Genomic DNA, 15759 nt, shown 5'->3' with positions numbered 1-15759 from the left:
CTAAATTTAGAGGCTGACATTCTGGCTTTAAAGCGGCAGCGATTTGAATCGCTCCGGATTCTGTTGTCGCGCCGCTAAGGCTAACAAAGCGTTTCAGACTAGGCAGACAACCCACACGCAGAAATATGGCACTTCGCCACTTTCCCAATTGACACCCCCTCCCCACCACGTTAAAACCCCTGTCTTGCTTGTGCTTTTCTATCGAGACATGGATGTTGTCGACCCCTCCGCTGTTCAAACACCGCCGCTATTGGCTGGCAGTCCTCATCGTGCTGCTGGCGATCCTCGATCCTTTCGGCCTGGCCAGTTCCAGCGACAAGGCGTCGGCGCAGTGGCTCAACCGTATGTTCGCCAGCCACTACGCCAATGACGGCCAGCAGCGGGTGGCGGTGGTGTTGATCGATGATGCGTACCTGATGCGCAACGCCACCTCCTGGCCGATGCCCTATGGCGAACAGAGCAAGTTGTTCAAGCGCTTGCTGGCGTTCAAACCCAAGGCGGTGTTCGTGGATTTGCTTTACAGCCACGACCACTCTTTCGGCGATCCGGCACGGGGCAGTCAGTTACTGGCGAATGTGTTCGAGCGCTATCAACGCCAGGGTATTCCGTTGTGGCTGGCCAATACCGGGGTGGCGCGTGGCGAGGCGGGCCAGGCCAATACGCTGGCGCCGTTTGTCGAGGTCAGTCGCCCGGCCCTGGTGGCGTGGGCGGGGGTGGACGACAAGTACCCGTTGGCGGTGAATACGCCGATAGGTCTGATGGAAACACCCGCCTTGGCGCTGTACCGCGCATTCTGTGAGACACAGACCTGCCCGTCGCCGCCGGTGGACGCGCAAACCGCCGCTCGCCGGCAACCGATCGCGGTGCAATGGGGGCTGAAGTTGGCGCCAGAGCAGGCGCGGATCGCCGATGTGCGCCACTGCGCGCCGGCGCGGCATTTTTTGCTGGATGGGGTGGCGCAGTTGTTCCAGGCGGTGTTCTGGAAACTCGATGACTCGGAGCAGGCACGCTGCCCTTATACGCTGACGTTAGCGGCCAGCGACCTGGAAGTCAGCGACCCGGACGACCAAGCCTTGGTCGCCGAGTTGCTGCGCGATCGCCTGGTGCTGGTCGGGGCCAATATCACCTCGACGGGTGATCTGGTGGAGTCGCCGGTACACGGCCAGTTACCTGGCGTTTATCTGCATGCCATGGCCCTCGACAACCTGATCAATGTGGGCATGGACTATGACCATGAGCCCGCCAACTTTCCTGGCCTGCCGTTTAATTGGCTGGACCTGCTTGAACTGGGCCTGCTGGCGTTGATCGCCGTGCTCAAGGCGCTGCATGCGCGGCGGCTGGCGGGCCTGCGCACCTGGAGCCGGTGGCGGCGTCAGGAAATCTGGTTTTTTTCTTCGCCGTGCCCGTCATGGCTGTTGGTGATGTCCGCGCTTGCCGGGGTGAGTGTGCTGCTGAGCCTCAGCCACATCACGCCGGTGAACGTGTTGGGCATTGTGTTGCTGTCGTTGGTGCTGTTCAGCGAACGGATCGAAGCCTTCTTCGATCGCGATCGCTGAGTGCGCCGCTTTGTCATTTGACTCAAGGAATCCAAGGATGAACAGAAGTCTGATCGTCGTGCTCGTTGCGCTCTTCACCCAGGGCGCCTGGGCGGAAACCCACAGCATCAAGGCGTTCCTGGCCGACCCGGTGGCGGTGCTGGATGAACAGGGTAAACAACAGCGCGAGCTGCCGAAAAAAGACACGCCGACCCAAGCCGTCCCCGTGTTGCAGTACAACAAGGCACTGGATCTGGTGCAGGTTGAGCTGGCGGGCCAGAAGGTTTGGCTGGACACCATGGACTTGCGCATCGAGCCGCCGCTCAATGTGGTCGACCTGCCCTGCCAGGGCCTGACCAAAAGCCAGACCAAAGACAGCCGCAACAACTCCACCATCGGTTTTGGTGCGGGCTGCAATCAATAAAAGGAGCGGTGCGGTGAAGGGATCTCTATTGGCAGCCAGCTTGCTGGCCAGCACGGTACTCAGTGGTTGCGCGACATTGAAAGGCGCCGACCAGGCGTTCCTGAACCTGGTGGGCCCCTCGACCCAATCCAGGGTCCAGGGCCACTACGTGGATAACACCGACGTGCGCCAGTACTACAAGCTCGACCCGCAACGCCAGAGCCAGCAGCGCTTGAGCTATGACGGGCGCGCGGTACCGGCGGCCGAAGCACGCCAGCAGAACCTGGTGGATATCCCGATGCTGCAGGTGTACCTGCAGGGGATTGTCACGCGCCTGTCCAAGGGCTGGCCAGGTGAGTTGCCGGCCTTGCAGGTGAAGATCACCGACAGTTACAGCTTCGGGCCATCAGCAGACCCTTACGGCACTGTGTTCGTGCCGCTGGGCATGCTGGATAACGTCGGCAGCGAAGACGAAATCGCCGCGATGCTCGGCCACGAAATGAGCCACGTTCTGCTGCACCACCACGACCGCATGGCGGCCTTCCAGCAGCAGAAAGAGATGTTCACCACCGTGGCGTCCACCGTTGCCTTGGCCACCATGGCCGCCGACACCGGCGTGGACCGCAGTTCCGGCACGATGAAGCTGTTCAGCAAAGACCCCGCCGGCACCCAGAAAACCATCGGCAACACCGTGCTCTACACCACCTTGGCCAACACGTTTTCCGACCATGTGTGGAGCACCGCGTGGGGCCGCACCCAGGAAGACCAGGCCGACCTGCTCGGCACCGACCTGATGATCCGCGCCGGTTACGCACCGCGTGCCGCTACCCATAGCCTGGAGCGCCTCAACGACTTCCAGGGCAAGCAGAAACCGTTGCTCAGCGGCTTCCTGACCGCACGCAAGAACGCCATGCAGGATTCACTGCAACAGTTCAATCTCAACCGCTTCACCCAGGAGTTGGACGTGCTGGTCAAAGACGGACTGACCACCAGCATCTCCGCGACCACCCAGTATTTCAATCGCTCCCACATGTCGGCGATGGATCGCGACACCGAGTTGCGCCAGTACCTGCAGCGCGAATACCGCCAGGAGCGCCGCGCACGCATCAACCCCGAGAGCTGGACGAAGATCAAAGGGACGCCGCAAGTGGCCAAGGCCATGCAGGGCTACAAGGATGCCTACTTCGCCAACGACGCCCTGGAGAAAAACAAGCTGCCCGAGGCCGATGGGTTTATCCGCAAAGCCTTGGCCTCGCCGGTCAAGGATCAGCCAGGTATTCGTCGCACCGCGTACACCGTGCGCCTGGCCCAGGGCAAGAACGGCGAAGCCTTGAAAGAGTTGCAGGCCATCAAGGATTGGAGCCTGGCAGGCCCGTCGACCTATGACCTGATGATCAGCTACCACCTCAAGCGCGGCGACGGGGAATCGGCGCTGGCGATGATCGACAAGGCCGAACGCAACCTGGGCTCGGAAGAACTGTTCATCACCGAGAAGTTGCTGGCCAATCAGCAATTGCAGAACGCGCAACAGGTGCAAACCGTGCTGCGCAAGTGCGAGCAATACCCGACCCGCAAGGCAAACTGCAAGAAACTGGCGCCGGCCAAAGCCTGAGGTTGACGATTAGGCCTACGGAGCCCGCCTCCTTCCCGCGGCGCTTTTTCCTAGCGCCCGGGAAGACCGTTCCTCTCGCCCACCCCACCGGTTCTTCGGTATAAACGTTCGCATTCTGCGTTGCGAACGGACTCCCATGAACGCCATAAAACTGATTTTCCTCCTGATCATTTCTCCCTTGCTGCTGGCCGGCGTTGGAACATGGGAATTGCAGCGCGCCACCGAGGGCACACGGGTTCCCGGCCAAGCCCAGGCCTATGTCAACGTGATGAAGCCCGTCCTGAAGACGTGGCTGGAGGAAAATCCGACGATCCCCATTACTGTGGGCAGTGACGGCCTCAGCCCTGAGCAGTTTCTCTCCCGACTGGCGCGAATGGAGGCCGAGCTGCCTACCGCTCGCCATATAAATCGCATCCTGCACGCGCTGGCAGCCTGGGTCATTGGTCTGGGGCTGCTTGCCGCGCTGATCGGCGTGGCCGCGCTGGCCGGTACGCAATGGGCGGGGCGGCGCGCGCAGCAGTCGCGAGAACAGTTGCTGCAGGTGTTTTCCCTGGGCAGCCGGTTATTGCCCTATGTGCTGGTGAGCCATGTGGTGGCGATGGCGGCAACGGTCGCCTTGGCGTTGAGTTATGAGGGCCTGGCGCTGTGGCATATCGGCCAGTTGGGCAAGGGCGAAGTCAAGCTGATGGGGTGGCTGGGGGTAATCGCGGCAATCTGCCTGTATTCGATCTGGCTGCTGCTCAAACAACTGCGGCACATGCTGGTGATGTTCGAGGCCACGCCACTCGAGATGTTCGGACGGGTGGTGACGGCTGAACAGGCGCCCGGGTTATGGCGCCAGGTGCGCGAGTTGGCCGGCAAACTGGGCGCGTTGCCGCCGGATCATATTGTGGTCAGCCTCGCCCTGGGCTTTTACGTGACCTCCAGCCCCGCCACGGTGCGGCCCGCTGAAACGCCGCTGCGCGGGCGCACCCTGCACGTGCCGCTGCTGTACCTGGGGCTACTGAGCCGCGAGGAAGTCGACGCTGTGATCGGCCATGAGCTGGCGCATTTTGTCGGGGAAGACACCGAGTACAGCCTGCGCTTTGTGCCGATCTACGATGGCGTCAGCCGCAGCCTGGAAACGCTGGAGCAGACCATGATGGACAGCGATTTGATCCAGGCTTGGTTGATGCGCCCGTCGTTCCTGTTCGGGGTGTTTTTCATGCAGCACTTCGATCATGCGGTGAACCGCTGGAGCCGTGAGCGAGAGTTGTTGGCGGACGCCGCCGGTGGCCGCTTGGCAGGCAATGCGGCAGCGGCCTCGGCGCTGCTGCGGATATCGGTGTTGCAGACGCCTGTGGAAGGCGTGCTACTGGCCCATTGCGACACCCCCGTTGAGGGCGATGTGCTGAACGCCGCCCTCGCCGCGTTGCAAGGTCAAGAACTGCAGGCACCCGACGAAGCACTGGAAACGCATCAACCCCACCCGACCGATTCCCACCCCTCCAACGGCGAGCGCCTGCACGCACTGCGCGTGCCCTGGGCCGATGCTATACACAGCGCCACCCGTGCCGTGGACGCACAGGCTGCGAGTCTGCAAATCGATGCCCTTTTCAGTGCAGCGCACACGCTGCGTGAGCAACTGTCCCGCGACCTGTTCGTCGAAGCGGCCGGCGAACACACAGCCCAGACTCATCTGTTGGAAACCCTGGCTGCCTCGGCACAAGGCGAACATGCCCTGCACGAAGGCGGTCGTCGGCGTGCCGTGTTGATGGCGGTGTTGGCGGTGCCGTTTGTGTTGCTGGGGCTGGCGATGATGAGCGAGCCCTGGCTTGCCCCCGAACGCTTGAAAGGCACAGCGCTGTCCGCCGTGGGTGCCGGGGCGGGAATTGCCAGTATTGCGCTGATATTTCTGTGGCTGGGCATCCGCCGGTTCAAACGCGCGCCGCAGACCGCGTTGCGCCTGACGCCGGAACATTTCGTGTTCGCCAATCTGGCGCAACCGCTGCCCATCGAACACATCGCCACTGTCACGCTGCAGTTTCTCCAAGGCATCTGGGTGACCATCGAACTCAAACCCGAAGCCCCGCTGCCCGAACTGCGCAAAACCGCATTCGGCGTGCCCGGTGCGCGGGTCAACCGCAAGAAACGCCAGGTGCTGTTGCAGATGGCGCAACTGTGCATCGACAACAAGAAGATCGAGCCCTATGAAGGCCTGATGCTGATGACTGACTACGTGAAAGCATCCCTCGCCCGTAAGATTCTGCAAAACTGGCAGGACTGACCCACCGACATAAAAAAACCCCGAACCAGTCGGGGTTTTTATCGCCTGCAATCAGGCGCGACGCCGGATCAATTAGAAAACGTTGATCGGGTAGTCGGCGAACAGGCGGAATTCGTTACCGCCTACGTTGTAGTTGTCAGCGTTGTTGGAAACGCGCAACCACGAGGCACGAGCACGCAGGCTCAGGTCTTTGGCTGGGCCGCTCTGGACGATGTACTTGAACTGGTTCCAGATTTCACGCTCGGTGCCATCGCCACGGCCACTGCCGTCGTCGATGTTGGTACCGCGGACGTAAGCCACGTTGTAGGTCAAGCCAGGCACACCGAAGGTAGCGAAGTCGATGCCGTAGGCCGCTTGCCACGAACGCTCGTCCTTGCCGTTGAAGTCGGACCAGTAGGAGTTGGCCAGCAGGATGGTGTTGCCACCGTCGCCGATGCCGCCATCGTTGCGGTAGCCGCCGTACAGGTAGCCAGTGTCGCCGGTGCTGCGTTGGTGAGCGACCATGAAGCTGTGCGGGCCGACAGCCCATGTGGCGCCCAGGCTCCAGATTTTGTTGTCGCGCGCGTCTGCATCACCTTGGTTTTCCAGGGCGAAACTGCGATCCAGCTTGGTTTTGTAGCCGTTGAAGTCAAACGTCAGCGACTGCTTTTCCGGCAGGGCCAGCACGTAGTTGACGTTGACGTATTGCTTCTTCAGTACGTCCTGCATGTCGGAGGCGTACAGCGCTGCCGACAGGCTTTCGGTGAATTTGTAGCTACCACCGATGTAATCGATGCTTTTCAGACGGCCGCTGTCGGTACCTTCAGCGCTCTTACGCGCTTCCTTGGTGAAGTGGCCCCCATCCAGTTGCAGACCTTCGATCTCTTTGGAAACGATCGAGGTACCGGTATAGGTTTCCGACAACAGACGAGAGTTGTCGTAAGCCAGCACGGGCACGTTCGGGAACTGGTCGCCGTACTTGAGCACAGTGTTGGACAGGCGGAACTTCACCGCCGCGCCGCCTTTGGCCAGGTCGTTGGCGGCTGAGCCGCTGTCGCCTTGCTTGAAGAAGTCGATACCGCCCGCGCCGCTGCGGCCTTTACCGCCGTCCAGGCGAATGGCGTACTGGCCAATCACGTCCACACCCACACCGACGGTGCCTTGGGTGAAGCCGGACTCAAACTTGCCGATGAAGCCCTGGCCCCATTCGGCTTTGTCTTGCTTGCCGTTCTTGTAGTCACGGCTGATGTAAGCGTTACGCGCTGCGATGTTCAGATGGCTGTCTTCAACGAAACCCTTGGATTGTTCCTGGTCGTTTGCCATTGCTGTCGATGCGCTCAAAATCCCCAGAGCGATCAGACTCATCCGTTGTTTCAACATTTTTTTTATTCCTTATTACTGATTGAATACGCGCTATGACACCAGGCTCCTTATTGCTGTTTTGGTGTCGACTTTTTCCGAAAAAAACAAAGCCCGCAGACGACTTAACTACCGCGGGCCTTTTTTTTATTGGTTGAGTCATGGCTGTTAGCCACAGGCGTTGGACGCAATGCTAGTCTCGCGTTGAACTACGTGTCAATTTCGCGAATCGTCTGTGTTTAGGCAAAAAAATTCTAAGCCACGGCCTACAACGCTTTAAGCATTGCCTGGAAATCTCATCCATACAGAAAAAATACATATTTAGTAACGTATTTTACAAGTCGCACGCTTGGGAAGACATAACGCGTGCAAATTGAATTGGGCGCTTACGCGTGATCGATGTCGGTCAGCCACTTATTCAGTGGAGGTCACACCGCAATGGCGAGCAAGCTCACTCGCTCATTTTTGATAGGCGAGTTTTTAGTTATTCATCAATTCGCACAATGCATGCACTTCATCCTCGCTGAACAAGCCAGCCGGGTAGCGCTCACTCATCACACTGCGTAAATCTGGCTGCTGCCTGATCTGCCGTGAGCCGTGTGTCTTCAACCAGAGCGCCAGCGCATGGATTTCGTCACTGTTGACCCGCACGGGGTGGAACGTGCGCGTGTGCACCACGTTGATATTGGCATTCATTTCAGCGCTCTCTCCTACTGCGTGAGCGGCTAACTTACTCAAGGTTTATGACAGAACTGCGCAGTCATCACCGTGGGCTACTGTGACAATGCCAATACAAGAGCTATGCCAATGTGCCGTGTTTATAGGCAATCGGACACAAAAAAGCCCACGGCCTTACGGGGCCGCGGGCTTGCAGTGAACGCTAAAACCGGCTGGCGTCCGGTCGCCGTTCCGGCGTTGTTACAAGTGCACTCAACTTTTCTGCGGAGCAGGCTGTTGTTGGGTCAGGCAATGGATATTACCCCCACCCAGTAACAGTTCGCGGCCCGGCACCATCACCACTTCGTGCTGCGGGAACAGGTTCTGCAGGATTTCCCGGGCCTGGCTGTCCAGCGAGTCGTCGAAGCTCGGCGCGATGATGCCGCCGTTGACAATCAGGAAGTTGACGTAGGAACCGGCCAGACGCACGGAAGGATTGCGCTCCTGGCTGCCGTCCACCGGGTCCACACCCGCGCACTCTTCCTCGGTGGCATAGAGCGGCCCCGGAATCGGCATTTTATGCACTGTGAACGAGCGTCCCTGGGCATCAGTGCTGCTTAGCAGCACGTCCATGGCCGCGTGGCAGCGGGAGTAGTTCGGGTCTTGCGGGTCGTCGGTCCAGGCCAGCAACACCTCGCCTGGGCGCACATAGCAGCAGAAGTTATCCACATGGCCGTCGGTTTCGTCGTTGAACAGACCGTCCGGCAACCAGATGATCTTATCCACAGCCAGGTTGGCGCTCAGCACAGCCTCGATGGCTGCGCGGTCGAGATGCGGGTTGCGATTGCGGTTGAGCAGGCATTCTTCTGTGGTGATCAGGGTGCCTTCGCCGTCGACGTGAATCGAACCGCCTTCCAGCACAAACCCTTCGGTGCGGTAGCGCGGCGCGCGTTCGATCTCGAGAATCTTGCCGCCGACCTGCGCGTCACGGTTCCACGGTGCATACAGACCACCGTCAAAACCGCCCCAGGCGTTGAAATCCCAGTTCACGCCGCGCACTTCGCCACTGTTGTTGATCACGAAGGTCGGGCCGGTGTCACGCACCCAAGCGTCGTCGCTGGACATTTCCACCACCCGGATATTGGGCACATCCAAACGGGCGCGGGCGTTTTCGTATTGGCCGGCGGAAACCGCGACGGTGACCGGCTCAAAACGCGCGATAGCCTTGGCCACTGCCACGTGCGCGGCCTGCGCCGGCTTGCCACCCAGGCGCCAGTTGTCCGGGCGCTCGGGCCAGATCATCCAGGCCTGGGTCTGTGGCGCCCATTCGGCGGGCATATGAAAGCCATCGGCGCGAGGTGTGCTGTGCAGGGTGGTCATGGCAATCAGGGCTCCGAAAGGGTGAAAGCCGACTTTATAGCGGATAAAAATCGGCCTTAACAGCATCAAAAGAACATAGTCGAAAAATATGACAGCAAATAACCGATAACAATCGATTATTTACAGTTGTTCATCCAACACCTTCGACAGCATGTCGACAAAGAAATCCACACTGCGTTTGGAAGTGACCATCGGCGGCTTGATCTTGAGAATGTTCAGGTAATCACCGGTCGGCTGCATGAAAATCCCCAGCTCACGCAAGCGGTCGCACAGCAGTGTGGTCTCTTCGGTCGCGGGTTCCAGGGTATGCCGGTCGCGCACCAGCTCCAGGCCCAGATAGAAGCCGGAGCCGTGAACGGCACCGACCAACGGGTGACGGTCGATCAGGGCTTCCAGGCGCGCCTTGAAATGCGCGCCGACCACTTGGGCGTTTTCCCAGAGCTTTTCTTCCTCCATCACATCCAGCACCGCCATGCCGATCCGGCAACTGACCGGGCTGCCCCCCGATGACGAGAAGAAATACCCCTCGGCCTCCAGCGCCTCGGCAATCTCCCGCCGGGTGATCACCGCCCCCAACGGCTGACCGTTGCCCATGCCCTTGGCCATGGTAATGATATCGGGCACCACGCCTTGCTCTTCAAAGCCCCAGAAGAAATGCCCCATGCGGCCATAACCCACCTGCACTTCATCGGCGATGCACACGCCGCCCTGGGCGCGCACCAACGCATACACCTGCTGCAAATAGCCCGGCGGCAGGGAGATTCCCCCGGCATTGCCATACACCGGCTCACAGATGAAGCCGGCCAATTGACGCTTGCTCGCGGCGATTTTCGCCAGGTTGTGCTCCACACTTCGCACGTAATCCGGCGCGCTGTCCTGCCCGCGGAACTCGCCGCGATAGGTATTGGGCGCGGTCACCGGATGCACCCACTCCGGACGACTGCTCAAGGCCTTGGGGTTGTCGGCAATCGACGTAGACACCGCATCCGCCGCCACCGACCAACCGTGGTAGGCCTCCAGCACACTGAGCATGTCGCGCCCGCCGCTGTAGGCCCAGGCCAGGCGGATCGCCAGGTCATTGGCTTCGGTGCCGCTGTTGACCAGGAAGACCCGATCCATGCCGTCCGGCGCCAGCGCCAGCAAACGCTCGGAGAATTCGGCAATCGCCGCATAGTGAAAACGCGAGTTGGTGTTGAGCAGCGACCACTGCCGCGCAGCCACCGCCGCCATGCGGGGGTGACCATGGCCGAGCACGGCCACGTTGTTGAGCATGTCCAGATAGGAGCGGCCCTGCATGTCGATCAGGTGGTTGCGCCAGCCCCGTTCGATGCGCGGCGGGTCGACGTAATAGTGCTTCTGCGAGCGCGCGAAGCTGGCGTCGCGGCGCGCCAGCAGGGCTTCAGGGTCGAGTTCGGGTTCGGCATCGCAGGCCAGCCCCAGCAGCGTCGAAGGTGACGGGCATAGCGCTTGCCACGCCAATGCTCGGCTCGGCGTGCAGAACAACGGCGGTTCAAGATCGGCGCGGCACCATTGCACGGTCAGGGGGGCGTGGACCTCGCCCAGCATTTGCCCTTCCACCACCGTCGAACCCGCTTTCAACAGGGTTTTTACGCCCCACAACCGCAGGCTCAACGGGCCATTCTGCACCCACAACAGGCCATCGGCGCCGACATGCAGCACCCCGGCGAAGGGCGCTTCCACCGCCGTGCCGTGGGGCAGGTGCAACTCGACATGCAGCGGGAGCGTCTGCGGCTCCGTGGCGCTGTCTGGGTTCGTGCGCGACAAACGGTATTGGCCGTAGCGACTGGCCGCCAACCCGTGAACCGCCGCGGCCTCGTCCAGTAATCGCCGGTCAATCCCGGGCTGCTCCCAATTGCCCGCCTCGAAGTGCGGGCTGAGCACCCCCAGGTCGATCAGCGCGAACTCACGCCCCACCAGCCCCGGCAAGAGCGGCGCGAACCCCTCGCTGGCGATCGGCGGTAGCGTCTGCCCGACACTGCACAGGATCGCCGCCTCCATCAATTCAAACGGCACCGACGTCGCAACGTGGAAAATTTCCCACTCATGCTCGGCGTTTTTCAACAGGTAGTCATTATCGGGATCAAGGCGTTGCTGCTGTTCGCTGCTGAGTACCAGCACCGCCGCACGGGCGACGATCAGCGGCCACAGCGCCTGTAATTCTGCGCGTTGCAAAGGCGTAACGGCGTGACAAGCCTGGATTGCGGGCAGGATGGCAAAGGGATCGCCCTGGGCATGGTGCAACAGGGCGGCACAGGTCACCGACAGGTCGGCGATGCGCCAGGTATGCACCAGATCGCCGAAATCGATCACCCCCTGGACCTGCCAATGGCGCAGGGCATCGCGCTGCCAGACCACATTGTCATCGGTGATGTCCATGTGTACCGCTTGCCACGGCAAGTGATCCGCCAGGGGCCGAATGCGCGTACCGACTTGCTCGGCCACTTGCGCCAATGCAGCACGGTGGGGCAAGTCTGGCAGGGTCGCCAGCAGGTGGCTGATCAGTTCCTGAGCGTGGCGCGGGTCCCATTGCAGGGTCCGCTCCAGGCCTGGGTGGGCGAAATCGGCCAGCGCCTGGCTCATCCGCCCGCACAATTCACCGAAGCCTGCGATGACCTCGCGGCCCACGTGAGGCAGGTGGATCAAGGGTTGGCCGTCGATGTAATCCAACAGCCGCAGGTGCAGGGTTTGCCCGTCGACAGTCACGGTCAGCAGGTCTTCACCGGTCAGGGCCTTGATGACCCGGGGAACGCGCAACCTGTCCTGTGTCTGCAACGTGCGGAGCGCGGCGTGCTGGGCGTGCAGTTCAACAGCGGCGTAGTCGCCCAGGCAGATTTTCAGCACAAACCGGCCCCGGTCGCTGTCGACTCTGTAGTTGAGGTCTTGCTGGCTGCCCAGGGACCGTAAGGTGCCCGTGAGGCCGTAATGCTGCTCAAGTAACCGTACCGCCTGGTCTGGCCCCACTTGTGGGCAGGGCAGGCTGGTGCGATGGATCAACGTGGCGAGCAACATGATGTGGACCTCTGTTTTTATCAGGCGTTTATATCGCCATTGTTGATGGGGGTTAGGCAACCCCCCCGACGTGCCGCGCTTGCACAGATCCGCCTCACAACTCAAGCTATGCTCCATCCGCTTAACGTCCGTCCAAGGAAAAGGCCCTCCGAACATGCGCATTCTTGTCACTGGCGGCGCTGGTTTCATCGGCTCTGCCCTGATCCGCCACCTGATTCAACACACCGAGCACGAAGTGCTCAACCTGGACAAACTGACCTACGCCGGCAACCTGGAGTCGCTGACCAGCATCGCCTCCAACAGCCGCTACGAGTTCGTCCAGGCCGATATCGTCGACCAGGCCACCGTCAGCGCTGTACTCGCGCGCTTCGAGCCCCAGGCGATCATGCACCTGGCCGCCGAGTCCCATGTCGACCGTTCCATCGACGGCCCGTCGGATTTCATCCAGACCAACATCGTTGGCACCTACAGCCTGCTGGAAGCCGCCCGCGCCTATTGGCAGACGCTCGCAGAGCCGGCCAGGAGCGCGTTCCGCTTCCACCACATCTCCACCGACGAGGTGTACGGCGACCTGCATGGCGTGGATGATCTGTTCACGGAAACCACGCCCTATGCACCCAGCTCGCCCTACTCGGCCAGCAAGGCCGCGTCCGACCACCTGGTCCGCGCCTGGCAGCGCACGTATGGCCTGCCGGTATTGCTGACCAACTGCTCGAACAATTACGGGCCGTTTCATTTCCCCGAGAAGCTGATCCCACTGGTGATCCTCAACGCCCTCGCCGGCAAGCCGTTGCCAGTGTATGGCGATGGCTTGCAAGTCCGCGACTGGCTGTTCGTCGAAGACCACGCCCGTGCGCTGTTCAAGGTGGTGACCGAAGGCGTGGTCGGTGAGACCTACAACATCGGCGGCCATAACGAGCAGAAGAATATCGACGTGGTGCGCAGCATCTGCGCCCTGCTGGAAGAGCTGGCGCCGCAACGCCCGGCCGGTATCGCGCACTTCACCGACCTGATCACCTTCGTCAAGGACCGCCCCGGCCACGACCAGCGCTACGCCATCGATGCCAGCAAGATCGAACGCGAGTTGGGCTGGGTCCCGCAAGAAACCTTTGAAACCGGGCTGCGCAAAACCGTGCAGTGGTACCTCGATAACCTGCAATGGTGCCGCAGGGTCCAGGACGGCAGTTATCAGGGCCAACGATTGGGCAATACCGACATGAAGGATCTGATTGCATGATTAAGGGAATCGTATTGGCCGGCGGCTCCGGCACCCGTTTGCACCCCATCACCCTGGGCGTGTCCAAGCAACTGTTGCCAGTGTATGACAAGCCGATGATCTACTACCCGATCTCGGTGCTGATGCTCGCCGGAATCAAGGACATCCTGGTGATTTCCACACCGATGGACTTGCCGCAGTATCGCAACCTGCTGGGGGATGGCAGCCAGTTTGGCGTGCGTTTCAGCTATGCCGAGCAGCCGTCTCCAGACGGTTTGGCTCAAGCCTTCATCATTGGCGAAGAGTTCATCGGCGACGACCCCGTGTGCCTGATTCTGGGCGACAACATTTTTCACGGCCAACACTTCGGTGATCAACTGCGCACCGCCGCCAAACGCCCGTCAGGTGCCACCGTGTTCGGCTATTGGGTCAAAGACCCAGAGCGTTTCGGCGTAATCGACTTCGACAAGGAGGGCCGTGCCCTGTCTATCGAAGAGAAGCCGGCGAAGCCGAAATCCAGCTATGCCGTGACCGGCCTGTATTTCTACGACAACGACGTGGTCAAGATCGCCAAGGCGGTCAAGCCTTCGCCCCGTGGCGAACTGGAGATCACCGACGTGAACAACGCTTACCTCAAGCGCGGCGACCTGCATGTGGAGCGTTTTGGACGTGGCTTCGCCTGGCTCGACACCGGCACCCACGACAGCCTGCTCGAAGCCTCGACCTATGTGCAGACCATTGAGCACCGTCAAGGACTGAAAGTAGCCTGCCTTGAAGAGATCGCTTACGAGAATGGCTGGATCGATCGTGACCATCTTCTGGAACGCGCCAAGTACTTCGGCAAAACCGGTTATGGTCAATATTTGTACACGCTCGCCGGGGATACTGAATGAATGTAACCGCCACTGAGTTGCCCGGCGTATTGATCATCGAGCCGAAGGTTTTTGGCGATGAGCGCGGCTTTTTCTACGAGAGCTTCAACGCCAGGGACTTTGCCCAGGCAACAGGGCTTCAAACGCAATTTGTGCAGGACAACCACTCGCGCTCGCAAAAAGGCGTGCTGCGGGGCTTGCATTATCAGCTTGAACATACCCAGGGCAAACTGGTGCGTGTCATCGCCGGCGAAGTGCTGGACGTAGCCGTCGACATTCGCCGCAGCTCACCGAACTTCGGTCAATGGGTCGGCGTGCGCCTGTCGGCGCAGAACAACCGCCAACTGTGGGTGCCGGAAGGCTTCGCCCATGGTTTCGTGGTGTTGAGCGACTACGCAGAATTCCTCTACAAGACCACCGACTACTACCAGCCGAGCGCCGAGCGCAGCATCCTCTGGAATGACCCCACGCTGGCCATCGACTGGGAGCTGACCGAACCGCCGCAACTGTCCGCCAAGGATCAGGCCGGCAAACTGCTGATGGACGCCGACCTGTTCCCATGAAGATCCTGATCACCGGCCAACACGGCCAACTCTCCCAAGCGCTGCAACAACGGCTCCAGGGCCTGGGCGAACTCATCGTGCTGGGCCGCGACAGACTGGACCTGGCCCACGTCGACCAGATCCGCGCGCAAGTGCGCGCCCATCGCCCCGACCTGATCATCAACGCCGCGGCCCACACTGCGGTCGATCAGGCCGAAAGCGAGCCGGACGCGGCCTTCGCGATCAACGCCACCGCGCCCGGCGTCCTCGCCGAAGAAGCCAAGGCCTTGGGCGTACCGCTGATCCATTACTCCACCGACTACGTGTTCGACGGCAGTAAACCTGCGCCTTACACCGAAGCCGACACCCCCAACCCGTTGGGCGTCTACGGCAAGAGCAAGCTCGCCGGTGAGCAGGCGATCGCGGCCGTGGGGGGCGAATACCTGATCCTGCGCACCAGTTGGGTCTACTCCCTTCACGGCAAGAACTTCCTGTTGACCATGCAGCGTCTGCTGCAAGAAAAACCGCAGATGCGCATCGTCGCCGACCAGATCGGCGCGCCGACCTGGGCCGGCACCATCGCCAACAGTACCCGCGCGTTGATCGAGCGCTGGCAGGCAGGCCAGGCGGGCGACTGGGGTGTCTATCACCTGACTGCCCAAGGCGAAACGTCGTGGTTCGGCTTCGCCCAGGCGATTGGCGAACACCTGCGCGCCGCAGGCAAACCCTGCGCCGAATTGGAAGCGATCCCGTCCAGCGCCTACCCGACGCCGGCCACCCGCCCACTGAACTCGCGCCTCGATTGCAGCCGCCTGCAACAGCAGTGGCAGGTCAGCCAGCCGTCGTGGCAAGACGCATTGCGCGAGTGTCTTGCACACCAGCACTAGGCATAATGCGCCTGTACCCTC

12 protein-coding genes are annotated in these 15759 nt (G+C 61.0%); 8 read left to right on the top strand and 4 right to left on the bottom strand.

Going from position 1 to position 15759, the window contains the following annotated elements; all coding sequences use genetic code 11:
• Positions 1–212 precede the first annotated feature (212 nt).
• The 4 genes from U5A08_RS01395 (at position 213) to U5A08_RS01380 (ending at position 5816) form a co-directional block, all read left to right on the top strand.
• The gene (locus U5A08_RS01395) at positions 213–1556 is read left to right on the top strand and encodes a CHASE2 domain-containing protein (protein WP_321849972.1); all 1344 of its coding nucleotides are present in this window, start codon (positions 213–215) and stop codon (positions 1554–1556) included.
• A gap of 37 nt (positions 1557–1593) precedes the next feature.
• On the top strand, positions 1594–1959 hold the full coding sequence (locus U5A08_RS01390; protein WP_253392645.1) for a hypothetical protein: 366 nt from the start codon (positions 1594–1596) through the stop codon (positions 1957–1959).
• A gap of 13 nt (positions 1960–1972) precedes the next feature.
• Positions 1973–3550 carry a M48 family metallopeptidase gene (locus U5A08_RS01385; protein WP_321849971.1) on the top strand — a complete coding sequence of 526 codons (1578 nt, stop codon included), beginning with the start codon at positions 1973–1975 and terminating at the stop codon, positions 3548–3550.
• A 136-nt stretch (positions 3551–3686) separates the two neighbouring features.
• On the top strand, positions 3687–5816 hold the full coding sequence (locus U5A08_RS01380) for a M48 family metallopeptidase (RefSeq protein ID WP_321849970.1): 2130 nt from the start codon (positions 3687–3689) through the stop codon (positions 5814–5816).
• A 72-nt stretch (positions 5817–5888) separates the two neighbouring features.
• On the opposite strand, the gene U5A08_RS01375 is transcribed toward U5A08_RS01380, so the two are convergent.
• From U5A08_RS01375 to U5A08_RS01360, 4 genes are all read right to left on the bottom strand, one after another.
• Entirely contained in the window at positions 5889–7175 is a 1287-nt protein-coding gene (locus U5A08_RS01375; RefSeq protein ID WP_253392639.1) for an OprD family porin, read from the bottom strand.
• Between the two features lie 459 nt (positions 7176–7634).
• On the bottom strand, positions 7635–7850 hold the full coding sequence (locus U5A08_RS01370) for a hypothetical protein (protein ID WP_253392637.1): 216 nt from the start codon (positions 7848–7850) through the stop codon (positions 7635–7637).
• Between the two features lie 234 nt (positions 7851–8084).
• Positions 8085–9191 carry an agmatine deiminase gene (gene aguA / locus U5A08_RS01365; protein WP_321849966.1) on the bottom strand — a complete coding sequence of 369 codons (1107 nt, stop codon included), beginning with the start codon at positions 9189–9191 and terminating at the stop codon, positions 8085–8087.
• 120 nt (positions 9192–9311) lie between these two features.
• On the bottom strand, positions 9312–12221 hold the full coding sequence (locus tag U5A08_RS01360) for an aminotransferase (RefSeq protein WP_321849964.1): 2910 nt from the start codon (positions 12219–12221) through the stop codon (positions 9312–9314).
• Positions 12222–12375: 154 nt separating this feature from the next.
• Between U5A08_RS01360 and rfbB the strand changes: the two genes are divergently transcribed.
• From rfbB to rfbD, 4 genes are read left to right on the top strand one after another with little or no spacing between them, the layout of a single operon-like run.
• On the top strand, positions 12376–13458 hold the full coding sequence (gene rfbB / locus U5A08_RS01355) for a dTDP-glucose 4,6-dehydratase (protein WP_321849963.1): 1083 nt from the start codon (positions 12376–12378) through the stop codon (positions 13456–13458).
• The gene (gene rfbA, locus U5A08_RS01350) at positions 13455–14330 is read left to right on the top strand and encodes a glucose-1-phosphate thymidylyltransferase RfbA (protein WP_253392629.1); all 876 of its coding nucleotides are present in this window, start codon (positions 13455–13457) and stop codon (positions 14328–14330) included. Before rfbB ends, rfbA begins: the two co-directional genes overlap by 4 nt.
• Positions 14327–14872 carry a dTDP-4-dehydrorhamnose 3,5-epimerase gene (gene rfbC, locus U5A08_RS01345; protein ID WP_247400195.1) on the top strand — a complete coding sequence of 182 codons (546 nt, stop codon included), beginning with the start codon at positions 14327–14329 and terminating at the stop codon, positions 14870–14872. Before rfbA ends, rfbC begins: the two co-directional genes overlap by 4 nt.
• Positions 14869–15738: a dTDP-4-dehydrorhamnose reductase gene (gene rfbD, locus U5A08_RS01340; RefSeq protein ID WP_321849961.1), complete on the top strand. Its 870-nt coding sequence runs from the start codon at positions 14869–14871 to the stop codon at positions 15736–15738. The genes rfbC and rfbD overlap by 4 nt, the downstream gene beginning before the upstream one ends.
• Positions 15739–15759 lie beyond the last annotated feature (21 nt).

This window comes from Pseudomonas paraveronii (assembly GCF_963681955.1).
GTDB classification, from domain to species: domain Bacteria; phylum Pseudomonadota; class Gammaproteobacteria; order Pseudomonadales; family Pseudomonadaceae; genus Aquipseudomonas; species Aquipseudomonas paraveronii.
Note: the sequence above shows the minus strand (reverse complement) of the source record. Positions and strands in the feature narration are given on the sequence as shown.

Bases quoted from the DNA above. Each gene is read 5' to 3' on its own strand.
- rfbA (WP_253392629.1), top strand. From the start codon at position 13,455: ATGATTAAGGGAATCGTATTGGCCGGCGGCTCCGGCACCCGTTTGCAC.
- U5A08_RS01390 (WP_253392645.1), top strand. From the start codon at position 1,594: ATGAACAGAAGTCTGATCGTCGTGCTCGTTGCGCTCTTCACCCAGGGC.
- aguA (WP_321849966.1), bottom strand. From the start codon at position 9,191: ATGACCACCCTGCACAGCACACCTCGCGCCGATGGCTTTCATATGCCC.
- U5A08_RS01395 (WP_321849972.1), top strand. From the start codon at position 213: ATGTTGTCGACCCCTCCGCTGTTCAAACACCGCCGCTATTGGCTGGCA.
- rfbD (WP_321849961.1), top strand. From the start codon at position 14,869: ATGAAGATCCTGATCACCGGCCAACACGGCCAACTCTCCCAAGCGCTG.
- U5A08_RS01360 (WP_321849964.1), bottom strand. From the start codon at position 12,221: ATGTTGCTCGCCACGTTGATCCATCGCACCAGCCTGCCCTGCCCACAA.
- rfbB (WP_321849963.1), top strand. From the start codon at position 12,376: ATGCGCATTCTTGTCACTGGCGGCGCTGGTTTCATCGGCTCTGCCCTG.
- U5A08_RS01375 (WP_253392639.1), bottom strand. From the start codon at position 7,175: ATGTTGAAACAACGGATGAGTCTGATCGCTCTGGGGATTTTGAGCGCA.
- U5A08_RS01370 (WP_253392637.1), bottom strand. From the start codon at position 7,850: ATGAATGCCAATATCAACGTGGTGCACACGCGCACGTTCCACCCCGTG.
- rfbC (WP_247400195.1), top strand. From the start codon at position 14,327: ATGAATGTAACCGCCACTGAGTTGCCCGGCGTATTGATCATCGAGCCG.
- U5A08_RS01380 (WP_321849970.1), top strand. From the start codon at position 3,687: ATGAACGCCATAAAACTGATTTTCCTCCTGATCATTTCTCCCTTGCTG.